Raw genomic sequence first — 19468 nt, forward strand, 5'->3', positions numbered from 1 at the left:
GTCCGGCGCCGCGGCGGCGTCGCGTGGCTCGGCCTCACCCCGTTCGCCGCGTACGTCCTCCTGTTCCTCGCCGTCCCCGCCGTGATCGCGGTCGGCAGCGGGTTCTTCGACGCGTCCGGCCGGTTCACACTCGCCAACCTCGCCGCGTTCGCCGACCCCACCGTCCTCCGGGCCTTCGGTGCGTCCTCCGGTCTGTCCGCCGTCTCCGCCGTGATCGGTGCGGTGGTCGGAGCCGTCGTGTGCTGGGCGCTGTCGGCGCTCCGACCTGACGGACTCGTCCGCTCCGTGATCGACGCCGCGGCGAGCGTCCTCGCCCAGTTCGGCGGCGTCATGCTGGCCTTCGCGTTCATCGCCACGATCGGGGTGCAGGGGCTCGTCACGACCTGGCTGGTGTCGACGTTCGGTGTCGACCTCAACGCGGGCGGCGCCTTCCTGTACACGGTCCCCGGCCTCGTCCTGCCCTACGTCTACTTCCAGGTGCCGCTCATGGTCCTCACGTTCATGCCAGCCCTCGAGGGCGTGAGGACGCAGTGGGGCGAGGCCGCCGCCACGCTCGGCGCCTCCCGCGCGACGTACTGGCGGCGCATCGCCCTGCCCGTCCTCGCCCCGGCGTTCTGGGGGTCGCTCCTGCTCCTCTTCGCGAACGCGTTCTCCTCGTTCGCGACCGCCGCGGCGCTCATCTCGCAGGGTGGCATCGTCCCGCTGACGATCCGCGCGCAGCTCACGAGCGAGACGATCATCGGCCTCCAGAACGTCGCCGGGGTGCTCGCCCTCGGCATGGTGATCGTCATGGCCGTCGTGATGGGCGCCTACTCCCTCCTGCAGCGACGGGCCGCGAGGTGGCAGCGGTGACCGCGGACACCGCTCCGCGGACCCGGCCTGGAGGCACGGCTCGCCCCCGCCGCTTCGGCGCGGCCCCGTCACGGGTCACCGCCGCGATCGTGCTGACCGTGGTCGGCGTCGTCTTCGCCCTCCCCCTCGTCGCGCTCCTGCAGTTCACGTTCCGTCAGGGCACCGACGGCGGCCTGACCCTCGACCACTACACGGCGCTCGCCGACCCGGTGAACGCCGCGACCTACCAGCCGGTGTTCGACGGCCTCGGCGCTTCGCTGCTCATCGCCGTCATCACGGTGGCGATCGTGCTCACGGTGCTCCTGCCGGCGCAGATCATCACCGCACTCCGCTACCCGAGGCTCCGCCGGGTACTCGAGTTCGTGTGCATCGTGCCGATCACCGTCCCCGTGGTGGTGCTCGTCGTCGGGTTCATCCCCGTGTACCAGGTGGTGTCGCAGGCGTTCGGGTCCGGCGCCTGGACGCTCGCGTTCGCCATCGGCATCGTGTCGTTGCCGTTCGCGTTCCGCCCCATCGCCGCCGCCCTCACGGCGATGGACGTCGCCGTCCTGTCCGAGGCCGCCCGGTCCCTCGGTGCCTCCTGGTGGACCGTGACCTGGCGCGTCCTGCTGCCGAACCTCCGCCGCGGGATCACCGCCGCGTGCTTCCTCACGATCACGGTCGTCCTCGGCGAGTACACCCTCGCCTCGTTCCTCTCCCGCACGACGTTCCAGACGGCGCTGCTGCTCGTGCAGTCGACCGACCCGTACGTCGCCGCGATCTTCTCCCTCGCAGCACTCCTCTTCGGGTTCGTGCTGCTCGTCGTCATCGGTCGGGTCGGCGCACACCGTCGGAACGGCCCGAAGGAGTCCGCATGACCACCACCGCCCCCGCTGCACCGGCCGCGCTCGCGAGCACCGGCGCCACGGTCGAGCTCGTCGACGTCGAGAAGCACTACGGCGCGCACCGGGCCCTCGCCGGGCTGTCGCTCCGGATCGAGCCGGGCGAGTTCGTCTCGCTCCTCGGCCCGTCGGGCTGCGGCAAGACCACGGCGCTCCGGGCACTCGCGGGCCTCGAGGCCGTCGACGCCGGCACCGTCCGCATCGACGGCTCCGACGTCAGCGCCGTGCCGGTCAACCGCCGCGACATCGGCATGGTGTTCCAGCAGTACTCGCTCTTCCCGCACATGACGGTCCGGCAGAACGTCGCGTTCGGCCTCGAGATGCGGAAGGTCGCGGCAGCGGCGCGGCGCGAGCGGGTCGTCGAGGCGCTCGACATGGTCCACCTCGCCGAGTTCGCCGACCGGTACCCGCACCAACTCTCGGGTGGACAGCAGCAGCGGGTCGCCCTCGCCCGTGCCCTCGTCACCCGACCCCGGGTGCTGCTGCTCGACGAGCCGCTCTCCGCGCTCGACGCCAAGGTCCGGGTCTCGCTCCGCGACGAGATCCGCCGCATCCAGAGCGACCTCGGAATCACGACCGTGTTCGTCACCCACGACCAGGAGGAAGCGCTCGCCGTCTCCGACCGGATCGCGGTGATGCGGGCGGGGAACATCGAGCAGGTCGGCACGCCGGAGGAGCTCTACCGCAGTCCGGCCTCGGCGTTCACGGCGGACTTCGTCGGGCAGTCGAACCGGATGCACGGCGACCTCCGCGGCGGCGACGTGTTCGTGTACGGCTTCACGGTGCCGGCGATCGACCGTGCGGCTGCGGACGGGCCGGTGGTCGCCTACGTCCGCCCCGAGGACGTGGCCTTCGCATCCGAGGGCATCACCGGCACCGTCGTGTCGTCGAGCTTCCTGGGGTCGATCCGTCGCACGACCGTCCGCCTCGACGACGACACCATCGTCACCGTCCAGCACGAGGTCGGTGACCGCCGCGTGGCCGGTGAGCCGGTCGCCGTGCGCCTGACCGGCGCACCCGTCGCGGTCGCGCCGCTCGCGTAGCGCAGGCGCCGCGACCGGGCCGAGTCTCGGCTCGGTGGACGGTTCCGCGGCGAGGCGATCGCGGAACCGTCCGCCTGCCCGAGTCTCGGCTCCGCGCCGACGGACGGGAGGCGCGGTGCGGGCCCGATCCGTGCCTCCAGGCCGTCAGACGGGCGCGTCGCACCGATCCGTCAGTGCCGACCCGTCAGCGCTGGAAGCGCGTCGCCACCTCGTCCGCCAGCGCGGCGTCGACGCGGGCGTGCATGTCGTCCGACATGGGCGGGAGGGCGTCCAGCCGTGCCCAGAACGCCTCGGTGTTCTCGCCGTCGGCGGGGAAGGGCGTGCCCGAGACCCAGCGGAACGCGAACACGAGGTCGAGGTACTGCGCGCGGTCGCCGTTCGGGTACGTCATCTCCGGGAGCACCTGCACCCATGCGAGCCGCTCGGCCTCCGCGACGACGTCGGCTTCCTCGAGGACCTCGCGTGCCGCGGCCACGGCCGGTTCCTCGCCGGGGTCGACGATGCCGGTCACCGGCGTGTACGCGCCCGTGTCGGCCCGACGGACGACCAGGAGCTCGCGGTCGTCGCCGGAGCCGCGCGTGACCACGGCGGTGACGCCGGTGAGCCAGAGCGGGTGGTTCCCGATGCGCTCGCGGAGGGAGAGGACGAAGTCGGGGGTCGGCACGAACCCACGCTACGGCACACCCTGTCGCGGACTGGTCATGACCAGTAGGGTGGCTCCGTGGAGATCATCATCCTGCCCACGCCGGCGGAGGTCGGTCGCGTCGCCGCGGCCAAGATCGCCTCCGTCGTCGCGAAGAAGCCGTCCGCCGTCATCGGTCTCGCCACCGGGTCCAGCCCGCAGGGCATCTACGCCGACCTGCAGCGTCGCGTCGACGCCGGCGAGATCTCGTTCGCCGAGGCCCGCGGGTTCGCCCTCGACGAGTACGTCGGGATCCCGCTCGAGCACCCGGAGTCGTACGCGTCGGTCATCGCCCGTGACGTCGTCGGCCCGCTCGGCTTCGATCCGTCGCGCGTCCGCGTGCCGGACGGCCGCGCCGCCGACCTCGAGTTCGCCGCGAAGGAGTACGACGCCGCGATCCGAGCCGCGGGTGGGGTCGACGTGCAGATCCTCGGCATCGGTGCGAACGGGCACATCGGCTTCAACGAGCCGACCTCGTCGTTCGCGTCCCGTACCCGTATCAAGACCCTCGCGCCGTCCACCCGCGAGGCGAACGCCCGGTTCTTCGACTCCCCGGACCAGGTGCCGACGCACTGCATGACGCAGGGCCTCGGCACCATCCTCGAGGCCGGCGAGCTCGTCCTCGTCGCGCAGGGCTCGGCCAAGGCGGACGCGGTCGCCGCCGCGGTCGAGGGGCCGCTGTCGTCGTTCGTTCCCGGCTCGGCGCTGCAGCTGCACCAGCACGCGACCGTCGTGGTCGACGAGGAGGCCGCTGCCGGACTCCGGCTCGCCGACTACTACCGCTACACGTACGACAACAAGCCGGAGTGGCAGCGGTTCGAGTGACGGCGGTGCTGCGCGCCGCGCCCGCTCAGCGCACCGCGCTGAGTCGTGTCAGCGCCTCGTCGAGCGTCTCGGCTGAGCAGCCGAAGTTCAGGCGGACGTGGCCCGCGCCCTGACGACCGAAGTCGAGCCCGCGTGACAGGGCGACCTCCGCCCGGTCCAGCAGGACCGCGGCCGGGTCGTCGCCGAACGGCAGCGCGCCGAGGTCGATCCAGGCGAGGTAGGACGCCTGCGGCTGCCGGTACCGTGCGCCGGGCAGGACGTCGCCGAGTCGCTCGGCCAGCGTCCTCCGGTTCACGGTCAGCTCGGTGAGCAGCGAGGCGAGCCAGGGGCTGCCCGCGCGGAAGGCCGCCGCGCTCGCGGTGTAGCCGAGGATCCCGGTGCGTTCCACGACCTCGGTCGGCATGCCGTCGAACCAGGTCCGTGCTCGCTCCGACGCCCCGACCATCAGGGCGCACTTGGTCCCGGCGAGGTTCCACGCCTTGCTCGCGCTCGTCAGGGCGACACCGAGGTCGGCGGCTTCGGGGCACGAGTCGAGGAAGGGTGTGAAGACCGCGTCTCCGTGGGTCAGTGGCGCGTGGATCTCGTCGGACACCACCACGGCGTCGTGCTCCGCGGCGAGACGGGCGAGGGCGGCGAGCTCGTCACGGGGGTGCACGAGGCCGAGGGGGTTGTGCGGGTTGCAGAGCAGCACTGTCCGGACACCGTCGGTGAACGCCCGACGGACACCGTCGAGGTCCATGCGCCATCCCGCTGTCGTGGCGGCGGCGTCCTCGCCGTCCTCGTCGTCCGGCGGCAGCAGGGGGACCTCGGTCACGGTGCCGCCGGCCTCGGTCACGTAGTCCCAGAACGGTGGGTAGACGGGCGGCATGACGACGACGCGGTCACCCGGCTCGATGACCCGGCGCAGCGTCTCGACGGCCGCGACCGAGACGTCCGTCGTCGTCCGCACGAGGTCCGGGTCGACCCGCCACGACCAGCGGTCACGGGCGAAGTCGGCGAAGGCCTCGGGCAGCGCACGGCCGTGGCCCACGTACCCGGTGTCCCCGTTCGTGACCGCGGCCAGGAGCGCCTCCCGGACCGGTTCGGCGAGCGTGCTGTCCATCTCGGCGACGAACATCGGCAGGACCTCCGGCGGGAAGGTCGTGTACTTCTCGCTCGTGCGGGTACGGTGCGCGTCGAACGCGGAGACCATGACGCTCATGCAGTCATCCTTGCAGGCGGTGCCGTCGGGGTACGCCCAGACGCCGCACGCTGCGAGTCGCCGCGCCCGACGCGCCTACCGTGGCGGTGTCATGGCTGCCGAACACCGCAAACCCGTCGAGCCCGATGCGGCTCCCACCGTCGCACACCACGCCGCGCACCACGCGGCGGCCGTCGACACGCCCGCAGCGCCGTCGACCCCTTCCTCTCCCTCGTCCGCGCCCACGTCACCTGCCCAGCGGGACGGCGGCCCCGACGACGGCCAGCCGGACCCGAACCGCTGGAAGGCCCTCGTCATCTGCCTGCTCGGCGGCGGCATCGTGCTCCTCGACGTGTCGATCGTCAACGTCGCACTGCAGTCGATCTCGTCCGGGCTGCCCGGAGCCACCCCCGAGGCCGTGCAATGGATCCTCTCCGGGTACGCCCTGGCGTTCGGACTCCTGCTCGTGCCGGGTGGCCGACTCGGTGACGCCTCGGGTCGCCGACGCATGTTCGTCATCGGCGTCGGCCTCTTCACGCTCGCGAGCGCGCTCTGCGGGTTCGCTCCGAACGGCCTCGTGCTCGTGATCGCGCGGCTCGTGCAGGGCTTCGCGGGCGGTCTGCTCACCCCGCAGGTCACCGCGCTCATCCAGCAGCTCTTCCGCGGCAAGGAGCGCGGCACTGCGTTCGGCCTCTTCGGCGCCACGGTCGGCATCGCCACCGCGATCGGCCCCCTCGTCGGCGGTCTGCTCATCACGGCGTTCGGGACCGAGAACGGGTGGCGCTTCGTGTTCTTCGTGAACCTGCCCGTGGGGCTCGTCACGATGCTCCTGGCGTTCCGGTACCTGCCCGCCACCGCCAAGGCGGAGCACGGCCGGAAGCACGACTTCGACCCGGTCGGCATCGTCCTGCTCGGTGCCGCCGTCGTCGCGCTCCTGCTGCCCTTCGTGCAGTCCGAGGTGTGGAAGGGCAACACGAAGTACTGGCTCGTGGTCGTCGCGGTCGTGTTCGCCGTGCTCTTCGTGCTGTGGGAGCGCCACTACGGCACGAGCAAGGAGCCGGTCATCGACCTCGGGCTCTTCCGCCGCCGGTCGTTCTCCCTCGGAGTCGGCCTCGCGACGCTCTACTTCGCCGGCTTCACCCCGCTGTTCTTCGTCCTCACGCTGGCGCTGCAGTCCGGGCTGAAGTACTCGGCCCTGCTCGCCGGACTGTCCTCGGTCCCGTTCGCGATCGGGTCCGGCATCGCGTCGACCATCGGCGGGCGGATCGTCCACCGCTTCGGTCGACAGCTCATCGTCGTCGGCACGATCCTCGTGCTGCTCGGCCTCGGTGGGGTCATCTGGGTCGTCGCGAACCACTACCGCTCCGACCTTGGATGGTGGCTCGTCGTGCCGTTGCTCGTCGCGGGCATCGGCTCCGGCCTCACGATCTCCCCGAACCAGACCCTCACGCTGTCCGAGGTGCCGGTCCAGCAGGGCGGATCCGCCGGTGGGCTCATCCAGGTCGGCGCGCGGGTCGGCTCGGCCATCGGCATCGCGGCGGTCGGCAGCGTCTTCTACTCGGCGCTCGCCGACTCGAAGGGCGACTACGGGCAGGGGCTGCCGCTCGGCCTCGGGGTCGCGCTCGTGTTCGTCGCTGCCGCGCTCGTGGCGGGCATCGTGGACGTCGTCGTCGGGAAGGTCAAGGGGACCGAAGCGTCGGTCTGACCGTCAGGCGACGATCCCGGGTTCGTCGGGCGCCGCGAGCGCCCGACGCATCTCGGACGTCGGGGCCTCCCAGAGCGGAGCATCCGTCCGGACGACGGCGAGTACGTCGTCGATCATCCCGGTGCGTACCGAGATGCCCTCGGCACGGGCGACTCGTCGGACCGCGGCGCGGAGCTCGGCGATCGGTGTGTCCGCGTCCGCGCGGATCACGGACTGACCTGCCGCCGCCGCGCGGTCGACCATCTCGCGGGCAACCGAGGCGACGTCCATCCGCCGATCGTGCCCCTCACACGGTTGCTCCGTAAGCAGGATGCGACACCGACTGGCAAGCTCGGGTGATGGAGTTGTGGGGAGCGTTGATCGCCGTTGCGCTCGGCGCGCTCGCGATGTTCCTCCGGTCCGCGGTCCTTGCCGTGCGCCCGGACGGGTTCGGACGCGGCCGGCTGCACCGCGGCGCAGCGGCTCCGTGGTTCTGGGGCGCGAACGCCGTCGTGGTGATCGACGGCGTCCCGCTCTTCGGCTGGGCGTACCTGCTCGACCACTGATCCGGGGAGAGGTCAGGTGCGGAGCTCGGTCCGCACGGGCTTGAGCCGCTCCGGGGCGTCCGTCGCAGGGGTCCACTCGCACGTGAACGTCCCGCGGTACCCGAAGAGGAACCCGAACACCCGGTTGTGCACCTCGAGGTCGACGTGGAACGCCTCGTCCTCGTCCGACCACCACTCGTGCAGGGTTGCCCGTCCACTGAAGAGCATCGGGAAGCGGAAGGCGATCGGCCCCTCGTAGAAGCGCTGCGCGTCGGACCGCAGCACGAGACCGCCGCGCTCATCGACCGAGAGGTCGAGGTCAACCGCCAGGTGCTGGTGCGATCCGAGGTAGTCGAGCACCCGCCCCTCGACGAGCACCATCGTCGCGTCGAACCGCGCTGTCCTGCCGGGCTTCGTCGTGTAGGTTCGCACGAAGGTCACCGTCTCGCGGCCGAAGCGGTCGCGGTACGGGTAGTTCTCGATCGTGAACGGCACGTCCGTCCCGACGTCGGGCACGAGGATGTTCCGCAGCCGACCGATCTGCAGGAACGGCACCGTCCACCACGGACCGCGACGGATCGACGCCATCACCCCACGCCCGGTGCACGCCTCGGCCGCGTCGAGTCCGACGCCGAACCGGCGCTGCATCATGGGGTGGAGCCGTTGGAAGTCGGCGCCGAGCGCCGCTTCGAAGACGGATGTCACGAGCGGCCTCCCGGATCGGGGAGCGCTGCCAGCGTGGATGGAGCGTCGTGCAGGTGGTCGGCTCGTCGGGACCCGCCAGCGGGTGCACGGAGCGCCCTGGAGGCACGGGGCCGGTTCCGGCGCCAGGGCTGCAGTACCGAGGTGAGCGGCCACGCCTCCGGCTCGCCCCCGCCTTCGAGCCAGACGCGGAGCCGGTCGAAGCTCCAGGCGGTCGCCCAGCCCAGGAGCGGCCGGACGACGAGGTCGAGCGGACCCCAACCGCTCGCGTAGTCGTACCCGGTGATGAACCGTGTGCGGCCGTCCTCGGTGGGGACGTACCGCCAGTACCCGCGACCGGTACGGATCGGTGACAGCGGGTCCGCGGTCGAGAAGCGGAGCGCAGAGGTCCGGGAGCCGTCCGGACGTCGGCGCTCGCCGATGCTCACGCCGGTGCCGTGGACATCGTGCACCGGGGACCGTCGGACGTAGGTGAACCGCACCGCGGTGTCGACGGTGTCGCGCTCCGGCACGATCTCGGAGAACCGGACGTCCCACCGCACGTGCTGTGTCGGGTCCTGCGTCGCCGCCCAGACCCGCTCGATGTCCGCCGCGATCACGGTCTCGACGTAGATACCCCGGTTCCTCACGACGCTGTCCACCCTCGTCGGAGTCGGTCGGCGGCACGGGCGAACGTCTCCGCGACGTCCGGCTCCGGGTCGAAGAGGTTCTGGATGCGCAGCCCGTCGAACAGGGCCAGGAGCTGCTGCGCTCCGACGCCCGGGTCGAGGGTCGCCGGGAGACGGCCGACCGCGACGTCCTGCTCGAGTGCGAGCCGGATGCCGTCGCGGAAGGCGCGGTAGCTGACCAGGAAGTCGCCCCCGGCTGGTTCCCCGGGATCGGCGGCCGGGGCGAGCGCCGCGACGATGAGCCGGTCGAGTGCTGGCTCAGCGGCGAACGCGACGACCAGCGCGCGCAGCCACGGCACCGTGCCCTCCGCGCGTGCGACGGGTGCCAGCGGCGCGGTCACCTGGTCGAGCCAGGTCGCGAGCGTGGCGGCGAGGAGCGCCGGCATCGTCGGGAAGTTCGCGGTCACGGTGTCGCGCGGGAGCCCCGCCCGCTCGGCGACGGCGTCGAGGGACGAACGGGTGGGACCGACGTCGCGAAGCACGTCGATCGATGCCCGGAGCACGCGGTCGCGGACGGGCGCGGTCGACCGGCGGGTCGAGAGCTGTTCCGGCGGCGTCCGTCGGAACCACTCGAGCAATGCCCGCGACCGCGAGGTGTCGGCCGCGGGGTCGGGCGCGCGGTCCTCGGCGAAGAGGTCCTCGAAGCCGTCCATCGACCGCACGGCCGGGTCGTCCGTGCGGAACGCCATCGACCAGTCGGGGAACGTCCGCTCCTCGATCGGGTCGTCGAGGAGGACCTGGACGTCGACGTTCGCCGGATCGGACGCGACCTCGTGCACCCGTGCACGCACGACGTCGTCCGGTCCCTCGACGACGCCGAGGACGTTCGCGTCGTCGAGCGCGAGGACACCGGTGATCCCGAGCTCCGCGTTCCTGGCCCGTTCGACCGCCAGCAGGCGGACGAGGTCGTCGTGGCTGAGGCGCCCCGTCCGGGCAACCGTGAAGACGATGGTCGAGAGGGTCATCGGTCGAGCGCTCCGTCGGTGGTCGAGGATCGGGTCGATGCCCGGTCACGGGCAGGGTCCCGGCGGATCGCGACGACGGTGAGGTCGTCGGTGATGGTCTCCGGGACCGTGCGGAGGAACGTCTGGAGTCCCTCGGACAGCGACCGCTCCTGCGCGAGCCGTGCCGCGAGGTCGGTCAGTGTGCCGAAGCTCGCGTCCGGGAGTTCGAGGATGCCGTCGGACGCGACGACGAGGACGTCGCCCGGGCCGAGGTCGAGGTGCCGGGGCAGTCGCGCGAACCCCCGGGGCTGCAGGCCGACGGGGAGGTCCACCGACGGGATGCGCACGGTCTCGCCTCCCGCGTGGGCGACCGCTGCGAAGCCGTGCCCGGCATCGATGAACTCGACCGAGCCGTCGTGCAGTCGGATCCGGGCGTGGAACAGGGTCGCGAACGCAGCCGCCCGTTCCAGGCGGGAGCGCACGGCGTTCTCGGCGCCCTCGACGGTCACGGCCGGTGCCTCGCGGGCCAGGGCGTCGATCGTGCCGAGCAGGTGCGCGGCCAGGAGCCCGGCGGGGACGCCCTTGCCCATGACGTCCCCGAGCGTGATCGTCGCGGTGCGCCCGTCCGGCCCGACCGAGACGTCCGCGAGGTCGCCGGACACGTCGGACGCGGCCCGCCAGACGTGTGCCGCCGTCCATCCGGGGATCGTCGCGGTCGTCCTGGGGAGGAGCGCGGCCTGCACGGCACGCAGCCGACCGTCACGGTCGAGACCGGCGTCCTCGTCGTCGTACACGTCCTGCAGGGAACCCACTCCCGCAACCTACCGTGCGGCGTGTCCAGGATGCGCGGGAGCGGCGCCCGGGAGGGCCCGGACGCCGCTCCCGCGCTCGGCGCTCAGTCCGCGGGGACGCTGTCCACCACGGACGTCGTCACCGCGGACGAGTCGAGGACCGTCCCCTTCGGGAGTACCCGGCTCGCCGAGCCGGTCAACGTCCGCGACCCGAGGTACGCACCGGTGTCGGGGTCGATCACGATCTCCGAGTGCTCCCCGTCCCGGTTCGGCTCCTCCCGGCCGATCGCCGTCCCGGTGCGCCCGTCGAGCGTCACCGCGTCGTGGGTGATCGTCGTCCCGGGGATCTTCGCGAGCACCTCGTACATCGCGCTGCGGAGGTCCGCCGGCACGAGCCCGGTGGCGAGGTCGTCGGAGATCAGCGTCGTCATCGCCTCCTCGTGGCTCACGGAACCGGTGGCGTGCTCCGACACCCACGTGTACAGCTCGTCCGGGTCCCGCGGCATCTCGGTCAGGTGGGCCGGCCTCCAGTCCGAGTACCCCTCGAAGCGGCCGCCGGCTCCGTGCAGCGTCTCGGTCGGGTACGGCGACCCTTCGCGCTTCCACTCTGCGGCCGCCTCGGTCGCGGACGCGGCAGGGAAGAACCGCGTCGGTTCGCCGGACGCGCGCACGAGCGTCCACTCGGCAGACACGTCAGCAGGTCGGTAGACGGTGACCGTGTACGGCACGAGCGCGGAGTACTCGTTCGCGTCGCCGAAGAACCCCTGACTCTCCCGTTTCGTCGACACCTCGAGGTACTGGCCGGGCCCGACGGTCGGGTCGCTCGCCAGGACGGTCTCGTCGGCGGCCTTGTGCAGGACCTCGGCGGCGGTGGCGGCCTGCGGGTGCGACCCCACGACGGGTACGCGGTCCGTGGTGCCGGTGAGGTTCCCACCGACGATCACGGTCGCGAGGGCGGTGACCGCTGCGACGGACCCGACCGCTCCGAAGGTCCAGCGGGAGCGGCGACGACGACGGTGCACGGTGCGGTCGAGCACCGCACGTCGGATCGGACGGATGGCTTCGTCGAGGGCGGCGCCCTCGGGCGGCGGTGCGGTGATCACAGTGTCTGCTCCATCTCGTGCAGCGCGCGGCTCGACCTCAGCTTCGCGCGGGACCGTTGGATGCGCTTGCGCGCGTTCGTGGTGGTGAGGCCGAGCATCGCGGCGGCCTCGTCGTAGGACCGGCCCTGGAGCAGGCAGAGCTCGCAGAGTTCCCGGTCGGGTGAGTCGAGCGCGGCGATCTCCGCGCGGACCCACCGCAGCTGCTGGACGGCCTCGTCGTGTGCGACCTGGCGGTACCAGGCCTCGGACGCGCCGCTGTGCTCGTCGACCTCGTCGGTGCGGGTGGACCGTCGCTGCCGGTTCGCGTTCATCGCCACGAACCGCGTCGTGGTCAGCAGCCACGGCAGTGCAGACGCACCGACGACTCCGATGTCCTTCCGCCGGCGCCACGCGACGAGGAACGTCTCCTGGACGATGTCGTCGACGTCCGACCGTTCGTCGGCGAGCCCCCACGCGTAGCGGAAGACCGCCCGCGAGTGCCGGTCGAGCAGCGCGGTGTACGCCTCGCCGTCGCCCGTCGCGACGGCGGCGACGAGTGCTGTGTCCGGGACGGTGCCCGGCCCCCTTGGTGTGTTCACGATTGCCTCCGAACAGTGAGTGTCCGGGAGGGCCTCCGTGTGACAGACCGGCCGGTCAGCCGATCGCGCGCCCGGCACCCCACACCCGTGTCACCTCGAGCGACGGCGTCATCGCGACGAGGTCGGCGGCGTACCCGGGGGCGATCCGGCCGATGTGGTCGCCGAGCCCGAGCGCCCGTGCCGGTACCGAGGTGAGCGCGGCCACGGCGTCGGGCAGCGACCGACCCGCGAGCGTGACCGCGTTGCGGAGCGCCTGGTCCTGGGTCAGGGTCGACCCGGCGATCGTGTCGGTCCCCGCGACGAGGGCGACCCCCTCCGAGACCGTCACGGCGAGCGAGCCGAGCGTGTACGAGCCGTCCGCGGCTCCGGCAGCGCCCATCGCGTCGGTGATGAGCGCGACGCGGTCCGGCGCCGACGACAACAGCAGGGACGCGACCGACGGGTGCACGTGCACGCCGTCGAGGATGAGTTCGATCGTGACCCGGTCGTCGGCCACGGCGGCGGGGATCGGCCCCGGCGTGCGGTGGTGGATCCCCGGCATGGCGTTGCAGGCGTGCGTGAGCAGGGTCGCACCGGCGTCGAACGCGGCCCGCGCCTGGTCGTACGAGCAGACTGTGTGGCCGACCGCGACGACCACGCCCGCCGCGACGAAGCGCTCGATCGCGCGGACCGCACCGGGGAGCTCCGGGGCGATCGTCACCTGGCGGATCACCCCGGCACCGGCCTCGAGCAGGGCGTCGACGGCGTCCGGGGTCGGGTCGATCAGGAACTCCGGGTTGTGCGCGCCCTTGTTCTGCGGCGCCAGGAACGGCCCCTCGAGGTGCACGCCGAGCACCAGGGGATCGGTGGCCATCACCGAACGGACGTGGGCGAGCGAGGCCACGAGCGACGGCAGCGGGTTCGCGACGAGCGACAGGACCGACCGGGTCGTGCCGTGCGCCCGGTGCACTGCGAGGGCGGCCGCGAAGGAGTCGTCCTCGTACGCGGCTCCGCCACCGCCGTGCCCGTGCAGGTCGACGAAACCGGGCACGAGGACGGCGTCACCGAGGTCGACGACCTCGTCCGCCGCGGGGGCTTCGGGGCCGGAGCCGACCGCGCGGATCACGTCACCGTCGACGAGGACCCAGCCGTCGGCCGTGGACCCGCCCGCGTCCACGACGCGGGCCGACCGGACCAGCGTGCGCCGTGCCTCCAGGCCGGACCCGCCGACGGCAGGACCGACGCCGCCGGGACCGGTGGTGCCGGAAGCGCTGGAACCGGAACCGCCGGCGGTGCCGCTCACCGCGCCTCCCGACGGAACTGGACGACACCCGAGACCGCCGCGACGACCACGAAGACGAGGCCCACGACCGGGTGCCCGATCGACACCCAGGCGGCGCCGGCCGCGACCACGAGCGCGACCTCGACGATGGTCTTGCCGACGATGTCCGTCTCGATGGGGGAGCGCGGTGAGCGGAAGAAGAACCACACGACCGCGGCGAACAGCGGGGCACCGACGATGAAGAACACCGCCGGGAGCGGGTACGGCCACGCGAGGTAGCCCCAGTACCCGAGCGAGAACAGCCCGAACGCGCACACGATGCCCCGGAGCACGTCCCAGGCGCCGAACCGGCGCGGCTGGACGGCGTGCGGGTCGGGGGTCTCGGACCAGTCGACGGGGCTCTGCGGTGCGGACACGGTTCCTACTTGAAGATGATGGTGCGGGCGCCGTCGAGGAGGACGCGGTCCTCGGCGATCCACCGGACGGCCTGGGTGAGGGTGCGGGACTCCTCGTCCTGCCCGATCGACACCAGCTCGGCAGGGTCCTTCGTGTGGTCGACCCGGACGACGTTCTGCTCGATGATCGGCCCCTCGTCGAGGTCGCTCGTGACGAAGTGCGCCGTCGCACCGATGAGCTTGACGCCGCGGGCGTGCGCCTGCCGGTAGGGGTTGGCGCCCTTGAAGCCGGGCAGGAACGAGTGGTGGATGTTCACGGCGCGGCCCTCGAGCGCCGCACAGAGACCCGGCGACAGGATCTGCATGTACCGGGCGAGGACGACGAGCTCGATGTCGTGCTCGTCCACGGCCTCGAGGATCCGCTGCTCCATGTCGTGCTTGGTCGCCGCATCGGTCACCGGTCGGTGCTCGAACGGCACCGAGTAGAACGACGCGAGCTCCTGCAGGTCGGCGTGGTTCGACAGGACGAGCGGCACCTCGATCGGGAGTTGTCCGCCGCGCTGCCGGTAGAGCAGGTCGTTCAGGCAGTGCCCCGCCTTCGACACGAGGACCAGCGTGCGCAGGGGGCGGCCGACGACGTCCAGCTGCACGCGGGCGTCGTAGCGCTGGACGACCGGCGCGAGGGCCTCCTCGAAGGCCTCGCGGTCGACCGGTGCCATGACCTGGAGGCGCATGAAGAACGTGTTCGTGTCCGCGCTCGAGAACTGCTGCGACTCGGTGATGTTGCCCTGCGCCGCGACGACGGCTCCCGACACGGCGTGCACGATCCCGGGGCGGTCGTCGCAGACGAGCGTGAGGGTCCAGTGCGTCGGTGTCGTCGCGGTGGTCGCGGGCGTCGGGTCGGTCACCGGATCAGGGTACCGGGCGCGCTGCCGCGCGCTGGTCGGCGGCCGCTCCGGTCGGTCGCGCCGTGTCCCGGCAGTTCGCGGCTCGTCGCGGCGGTCGGCCTGGAGGCACGGGTCGCATCCGGCCGTCGGCGCGCGCTGGCGAGGCGGTTGCGTCAGCGCCGGGCGGCGCGCCCGGGGTGGTTCGTCGCGTCCATGGTCGTGCGGCGTCGGCGTGCGGTCAGCGGTCAGTGGGTCCGCGGCCCGGCGAGCGCACGGTCGGCGATCGTCAGGACGCTCGCCGCGACCGCGACGCCGACGATGACCCATGCGAGCACGTGCAGGTCCGGCGTGGTGGGCGCCGTGCCGAACACGCCACCGATGAGCGAGGACGCTCCGATCGCGCCGATGTACACGCTCGTCCGGGAGAGTCCGGCCGCCGTGCCGATGTACTCCGCGGGCACGACGCGGTACAGCGCTGCCTGGTTCGACACCGAAGCCAGGGCCTGCGGGATGCCGAACAGTGCCGGTGCGAGGACGAGCAGCCCGACGGGCGAGCCGGAGTCGAGCAGGAGCAGGAGGAGGCCGCCGACGATCGGCACGACGGCCGCGGCGATGAGCGGACCACGGACGGCGGTCTTCCGCGCGACGAGGAAGGACGCGACGCCGGCGACGATCGCGGCGGGCAGCTGGATGGAGCCGGCGGCGTCGCTCGAGTACCCGGCGACGTCCTGCACCCACTGCGAGAAGCCGTAGGTCATCGTGTACGCGAGCAGGTAGACGAGGAAGAGCCGCACGTACGTCCGCGTCAGTGCGCCGTTCCGGGCGAGCAACCGCACGTCGACGAACGGCTTCACGGCGCGCAGCTCCCACAGCACGAGCGCGACGAGCAGCACGACCGCGGTGCCGAGCAGCCACCAGAGCCCAGCGGAGAGGTCCAGCAGGAAGACCAGGAGTGCCGACACCGTCCCGGTCATGAGGAGCATGCCGACCGGGTCGAGCGCCTGCAGCACCGGCAGGTCGTCGTCGTTCCGCGGGCGGAGCCGGTCGGACGGCAGCCACAGCGCGGACACGACGATGCCGAACACCGCCAGGGGCACGTTGACGAGGAAGATGGCGTGCCAGCCGAAGGCCGCGATGAGCGCCCCGCCGAGTGGTGGCCCCGCGGCTGCGGACACGAGCGACGTGATCGAGAGGGCGCCGAGCACGAGCGGCGGCGTGGGCTCGCCGATCCGCGCCGAGTGCTGTCGGAGCGTGGTGAGCGCAGCAGGGTAGGCCGACGACGTCCCGATGCCGATGAGCACGCGGGCCGTGACGGCGCCGCCGAAGCCGGTGAGGAGCTCGGGCACGATGCCCGCGACGCCGACGATGACGAGGCCGGTGAGGAAGACCTTCTTCGGCCCGAACCGGTCGGCGAGCTTGCCCATGGTCGGCTGGGCGACGGCGCTCGCGAGGTACAGCGCCGCGACGAGCCAGATCGCCTGTGCGGCACCGATCCCGAGGTCCCGGGAGATCGGTGCGAGGGCGACCGACACCATCGTGGTGTTGATCGGGTTGAGCAGCGGGCCGACGAGCACCGGGACGAGGAGCTTCGGGCCGAATCCGCTGCCGCCGCCGTCGGTCGGAGCAGGCGTGGGGACGGGGGCGGTCGTGGTCACGGTTCCACCAGCGGCTCGAGGATGCGGAGGGAGCGGGCGACCGTATCGCGGTCCTCGGCGGACAGGGTCGCGAGTCGCGCAGCGAGCACGCGGCTCCGCGCCGACCAGGCGTCCTCACGCGCGGCGGCACCGGCCGGGGTCGCGCGGACGAGTGTCCGACGCCCGTCCGTGGGGTCCTGGCGGCGCTCGGCGAACCCGAGGTCCACGAGCGCCTGGACGGTCGCGCCCATCGACTGCGGACGGACACCCTCGGCGCGGGCGAGGTCGGCGACCGTGCTCTCGCCGTACCGGAGGAGGCGTCCGAGTGCTGCGGTCTGGGAGGCGGTGACCTCGTCGGACTTGCCCGTGAGCAGGGTTCGGCGGATGCGGCCGTGGATCGTCAGCAGCGCGCTGGCGAGATCGGGTACTCCGTCGGAAGTCATTCCATGACGGTACTACTTCGACAGGGAAACTTGCAAGGCTCCCTGTTGATCAGGGGACGGTGTCCGCAGGGTCGGTCGCGTCCCCGGTGAACGGCGCGAGGATCGCCGTGAGGTGGTCCCCGTCGTCGGCGAACCACGAGTTGCTCGCGCGCACGGCCGGGAATGCTTCGGCCAGCAGTGCCCGGCCGGCGCTCGTCAGGGTGATCCTGGACGGCCGCCCGCGTCCGCGTTCGGGGCCTCGGTCGAGCAGTCCGCGGTCCGCGAGTGTCGCGACGAGGGCCGTGGCGCTCTGCGGGCGGATGCCGACCGCGCGGGCCAGTTCGGCCTGGGTGAGCTGCTCGCCGGCCGCCAGCTGCACGAGTGCCCCGAACTCGACCGGGGTGAGCTCCAGGGGTGCGAGCACGTCGCCGAGCCGCCTGGCGAGTGTGCGTGCGGCGCGGATCACCGTCCACGCAGCGATCGCGTCGACGTCCTCACGCGTTGCTGCGAACTCCCGGGGCACGGACCCAGGGTAGCGGCGTAGCCTGTGGTATCAGGAAACTGATACTAGGGAGGATCATGGTGCAGCACAGCGACGGCGTCATCGCCGTGACCGGGGCCACGGGAGACGTCGGCGGTCTGACCGTCGAGCGGCTCCTGGATGCCGGAGCCCGCGTCCGAGCGATCGTGCGCCGCCCCGAACAGGTGGACGCGTTCACCGCGCGGGGGGTCGACGCGCGCCTCGCCGACCTCGGCGACCGCGTGGCCCTGACCGCGGCGTTGGACGGGGTCGACCAGCTCTTCCTCGTCACGGCCGCGACGCCACGGCAGGCCGAGCACGGCCGCACTGCCGTCGACGCCGCCCGCGCTGCCGGGGTCCGCGCGGTCGTCCACCTGTCCGGCGGGGACGCGGCCGAGCACTCGCCGGTGCCGTGGGCCGCCGCCATCCGGCAGGTGGACGAGGCCGTCCGGGCGAGCGGACTCGAGCGGACGATCCTCCATCCGTCAGGGTTCATGACGAACCTCGTGGCCTCCGGACCGGCGATCCGACGGGGGGTGTTCCCGCAGACGATGGGCCGTGGCGTCATCGGGTGGATCGACACGGCCGACATCGCCGCCGTCGCCGCCGCGGTCCTGCTCCGTGGTGAGCACACCGGCGCGGAGCCCGTGCTCACCGGCCCCGAACTCCTCGATGGCCGCGGTGTCGCAGCCGGTCTCGCCGCAGGACTCGGCCGTCCGGTCCGCTACCTCCACCTGCCGAGCCGGGTGTTCCGGACCGTACTGCGCGCCAGCGGGGTCGACGCCTGGCAGGCCGAAGGGCTCCGCCAGCAGTTCGGACGAGTCGCGCGGCGCGGTCTCGACGGCGTCGACGCCTTCACCGACGAGGTCGAGCGCATCATCGGTGTGCAGCCTCGCTCCCTGGCCGACTGGGCCGGACGGCACCGTGACGAGTTGCTCGGTCCCCAGGCCGCTGCCTGACGTTCAGCGAGCGGAGATCGTCCCGACCAGGTGCTCCTGCACGTACCCGACCCAGTCGTAGACGTCGCGGAGGCCGACCCCGGCCGCCGCGCGGTACGACGCCTCCTCGCTCGCGGCGTCCGAGATCCCGAGGCGCTCCGCGATCGTCAACCGCAGGTCCGTCAGGCACCGCAACCACGCCTGCTCGTCCGCGGGGGAGAACCCGCCGTCGCGCACCCCGGTCAACCACTCGTGCACGACCGCCGCGTTCGACGTCTTCTGCGTCAGCAGGTCGGACTGCGTCCACCGGCGGAACTCCGCGCTCGCCGCATCGTCGTCCGGGTACGCGTCGGGGAACATCCGCGTGGCCACGGGGTCTGCCGAGAGGTCGCCCGCGAGCACCTGCTGGAGCTGCTCGGTCAGCGACGTCAGCACCTCGCGCTCGCCGGAGGACATGGCGAGGTGGACGCCGTCGGCGCGGCGCACGAACGGGATCACGGGGTCGGCGCCCGGTCGACCGTGGCCTGCAGGCCGTAGCCGTGCATGGCCTCGACGTGGGCCTCCATCGCCTCACGTGCCCCGGTCGCCACGATCGCGCGCCCGTCGTCGTTCACCTGGTGCATGAGCCGCTCCGCCTTCGCCCGTCCGAACCCGAAGTAGGACTGGAAGACGTAGGTGACGTACGACATCAGGTTGACCGGGTCGTCCCAGACCACGGTCACCCAGGGAGTGTCGGAGCGGGTCGTCGTCCGCTCGTCGACGTCGGGGCTGGTCAGGGTCATGCGACCAGGGTGACACGAACCGGTGCGCTCGGTACGATCGTGGGGTCGCGACTGGCGTTGGATGGGTCACCATCGGGGAGCGACACCTGACACGGTGCGCGGCCGTACGCCTGGGCCGCGCCCACCCGTCCACCTCGTCGTGCTCCCGCGC

Annotated in this window: 24 protein-coding genes and 1 riboswitch; of the genes, 7 read left to right on the top strand and 17 right to left on the bottom strand. The window is 72.4% G+C overall.

Annotation, left to right across the window (positions count from 1 at the left end; all coding sequences use genetic code 11):
- The 3 genes from NS184_RS10780 to NS184_RS10790 form a co-directional block, all read left to right on the top strand.
- A partial coding sequence (locus NS184_RS10780) for an ABC transporter permease (RefSeq protein WP_058726120.1) occupies nt 1-852 on the top strand: 852 nt, incomplete at its 5' end.
- On the top strand, nt 849-1709 hold the full coding sequence (locus NS184_RS10785) for an ABC transporter permease (protein ID WP_242863031.1): 861 nt from the start codon (nt 849-851) through the stop codon (nt 1707-1709). The genes NS184_RS10780 and NS184_RS10785, both read left to right, overlap by 4 nt.
- Nucleotides 1706-2776: an ABC transporter ATP-binding protein gene (locus NS184_RS10790; protein WP_058726122.1), complete on the top strand. Its 1071-nt coding sequence runs from the start codon at nt 1706-1708 to the stop codon at nt 2774-2776. Before NS184_RS10785 ends, NS184_RS10790 begins: the two co-directional genes overlap by 4 nt.
- A 184-nt stretch (nt 2777-2960) precedes the next feature.
- On the opposite strand, the gene NS184_RS10795 is transcribed toward NS184_RS10790, so the two are convergent.
- Complete coding sequence (locus NS184_RS10795; RefSeq protein ID WP_058726123.1) at nt 2961-3440, bottom strand: NUDIX hydrolase; 480 nt, start codon at nt 3438-3440, stop codon at nt 2961-2963.
- A gap of 57 nt (nt 3441-3497) precedes the next feature.
- Between NS184_RS10795 and nagB the strand changes: the two genes are divergently transcribed.
- Nucleotides 3498-4283, top strand: coding sequence for a glucosamine-6-phosphate deaminase (gene nagB / locus NS184_RS10800; RefSeq protein ID WP_058726124.1), 786 nt, complete (start codon nt 3498-3500; stop codon nt 4281-4283).
- Nucleotides 4284-4308: 25 nt separating this feature from the next.
- Here the strand turns inward: nagB and NS184_RS10805 are convergent, their stop codons facing one another.
- Nucleotides 4309-5484, bottom strand: a complete 1176-nt coding sequence (locus tag NS184_RS10805; protein WP_058726125.1) for a MalY/PatB family protein — start codon at nt 5482-5484, stop codon at nt 4309-4311.
- 91 nt (nt 5485-5575) lie between these two features.
- On the opposite strand from NS184_RS10805, the gene NS184_RS10810 reads away from it, so the two are divergent.
- A complete protein-coding gene (locus NS184_RS10810) occupies nt 5576-7168 on the top strand; it encodes an MFS transporter (protein WP_083513630.1) in 1593 nt (530 codons plus the stop codon).
- A 3-nt stretch (nt 7169-7171) separates the two neighbouring features.
- Here NS184_RS10810 and NS184_RS10815 read toward each other — a convergent pair whose 3' ends face one another.
- Complete coding sequence (locus NS184_RS10815) at nt 7172-7438, bottom strand: hypothetical protein (RefSeq protein WP_058726126.1); 267 nt, start codon at nt 7436-7438, stop codon at nt 7172-7174.
- A gap of 68 nt (nt 7439-7506) precedes the next feature.
- Here NS184_RS10815 and NS184_RS10820 point away from each other — a divergent pair, with 68 nt between their 5' ends.
- A complete protein-coding gene (locus NS184_RS10820) occupies nt 7507-7713 on the top strand; it encodes a hypothetical protein (RefSeq protein WP_058726127.1) in 207 nt (68 codons plus the stop codon).
- A gap of 12 nt (nt 7714-7725) precedes the next feature.
- Here NS184_RS10820 and NS184_RS10825 read toward each other — a convergent pair whose 3' ends face one another.
- The 12 genes from NS184_RS10825 to NS184_RS10880 form a co-directional block, all read right to left on the bottom strand.
- Complete coding sequence (locus tag NS184_RS10825) at nt 7726-8397, bottom strand: DUF4166 domain-containing protein (RefSeq protein WP_058726128.1); 672 nt, start codon at nt 8395-8397, stop codon at nt 7726-7728.
- Nucleotides 8394-9023 (bottom strand): SRPBCC family protein, encoded by a 630-nt coding sequence (locus NS184_RS10830; RefSeq protein WP_058726187.1) that lies wholly within the window; start codon nt 9021-9023, stop codon nt 8394-8396. The genes NS184_RS10825 and NS184_RS10830 overlap by 4 nt, the downstream gene beginning before the upstream one ends.
- Entirely contained in the window at nt 9020-10027 is a 1008-nt protein-coding gene (locus NS184_RS10835; RefSeq protein ID WP_058726129.1) for a BLUF domain-containing protein, read from the bottom strand. The genes NS184_RS10830 and NS184_RS10835 overlap by 4 nt, the downstream gene beginning before the upstream one ends.
- On the bottom strand, nt 10024-10818 hold the full coding sequence (locus NS184_RS10840; protein ID WP_058726130.1) for a PP2C family protein-serine/threonine phosphatase: 795 nt from the start codon (nt 10816-10818) through the stop codon (nt 10024-10026). The genes NS184_RS10835 and NS184_RS10840 overlap by 4 nt, the downstream gene beginning before the upstream one ends.
- Before the next feature lie 83 nt (nt 10819-10901).
- Nucleotides 10902-11900, bottom strand: a complete 999-nt coding sequence (locus NS184_RS10845) for a CU044_5270 family protein (RefSeq protein WP_058726131.1) — start codon at nt 11898-11900, stop codon at nt 10902-10904.
- On the bottom strand, nt 11897-12478 hold the full coding sequence (locus tag NS184_RS10850) for an RNA polymerase sigma factor (RefSeq protein WP_058726132.1): 582 nt from the start codon (nt 12476-12478) through the stop codon (nt 11897-11899). The genes NS184_RS10845 and NS184_RS10850 overlap by 4 nt, the downstream gene beginning before the upstream one ends.
- A gap of 55 nt (nt 12479-12533) precedes the next feature.
- Nucleotides 12534-13673: an N-acetylglucosamine-6-phosphate deacetylase gene (nagA, locus tag NS184_RS10855; RefSeq protein ID WP_058726188.1), complete on the bottom strand. Its 1140-nt coding sequence runs from the start codon at nt 13671-13673 to the stop codon at nt 12534-12536.
- Between the two features lie 83 nt (nt 13674-13756).
- Nucleotides 13757-14155 carry a YrdB family protein gene (locus tag NS184_RS18890; protein WP_058726133.1) on the bottom strand — a complete coding sequence of 133 codons (399 nt, stop codon included), beginning with the start codon at nt 14153-14155 and terminating at the stop codon, nt 13757-13759.
- A 5-nt stretch (nt 14156-14160) separates the two neighbouring features.
- Nucleotides 14161-15042, bottom strand: a complete 882-nt coding sequence (gene purU, locus NS184_RS10865) for a formyltetrahydrofolate deformylase (protein ID WP_058726134.1) — start codon at nt 15040-15042, stop codon at nt 14161-14163.
- Between the two features lie 224 nt (nt 15043-15266).
- Nucleotides 15267-16676 carry an MFS transporter gene (locus NS184_RS10870; RefSeq protein ID WP_058726135.1) on the bottom strand — a complete coding sequence of 470 codons (1410 nt, stop codon included), beginning with the start codon at nt 16674-16676 and terminating at the stop codon, nt 15267-15269.
- Nucleotides 16673-17098, bottom strand: a complete 426-nt coding sequence (locus NS184_RS10875; protein ID WP_058726136.1) for a MarR family winged helix-turn-helix transcriptional regulator — start codon at nt 17096-17098, stop codon at nt 16673-16675. The genes NS184_RS10870 and NS184_RS10875 overlap by 4 nt, the downstream gene beginning before the upstream one ends.
- Before the next feature lie 49 nt (nt 17099-17147).
- Nucleotides 17148-17600 (bottom strand): MarR family winged helix-turn-helix transcriptional regulator, encoded by a 453-nt coding sequence (locus NS184_RS10880; RefSeq protein WP_058726137.1) that lies wholly within the window; start codon nt 17598-17600, stop codon nt 17148-17150.
- Nucleotides 17601-17656: 56 nt separating this feature from the next.
- Between NS184_RS10880 and NS184_RS10885 the strand changes: the two genes are divergently transcribed.
- Nucleotides 17657-18556 (top strand): NmrA family NAD(P)-binding protein, encoded by a 900-nt coding sequence (locus NS184_RS10885; protein WP_058726138.1) that lies wholly within the window; start codon nt 17657-17659, stop codon nt 18554-18556.
- 3 nt (nt 18557-18559) lie between these two features.
- Here the strand turns inward: NS184_RS10885 and NS184_RS10890 are convergent, their stop codons facing one another.
- Both NS184_RS10890 and clpS read right to left on the bottom strand, forming a co-directional pair.
- On the bottom strand, nt 18560-19033 hold the full coding sequence (locus tag NS184_RS10890; protein WP_058726139.1) for a DUF2017 family protein: 474 nt from the start codon (nt 19031-19033) through the stop codon (nt 18560-18562).
- Nucleotides 19030-19317, bottom strand: a complete 288-nt coding sequence (gene clpS / locus NS184_RS10895) for an ATP-dependent Clp protease adapter ClpS (RefSeq protein WP_058726140.1) — start codon at nt 19315-19317, stop codon at nt 19030-19032. The genes NS184_RS10890 and clpS overlap by 4 nt, the downstream gene beginning before the upstream one ends.
- Nucleotides 19318-19354: 37 nt before the next feature.
- Nucleotides 19355-19440: riboswitch (ZMP/ZTP riboswitch) on the top strand.
- Nucleotides 19441-19468: the final 28 nt, after the last annotated feature.

Origin of the sequence: Curtobacterium luteum (assembly GCF_001475545.1) — a bacterium.
Taxonomy (GTDB): Bacteria; Actinomycetota; Actinomycetes; order Actinomycetales; family Microbacteriaceae; genus Curtobacterium; species Curtobacterium luteum_A.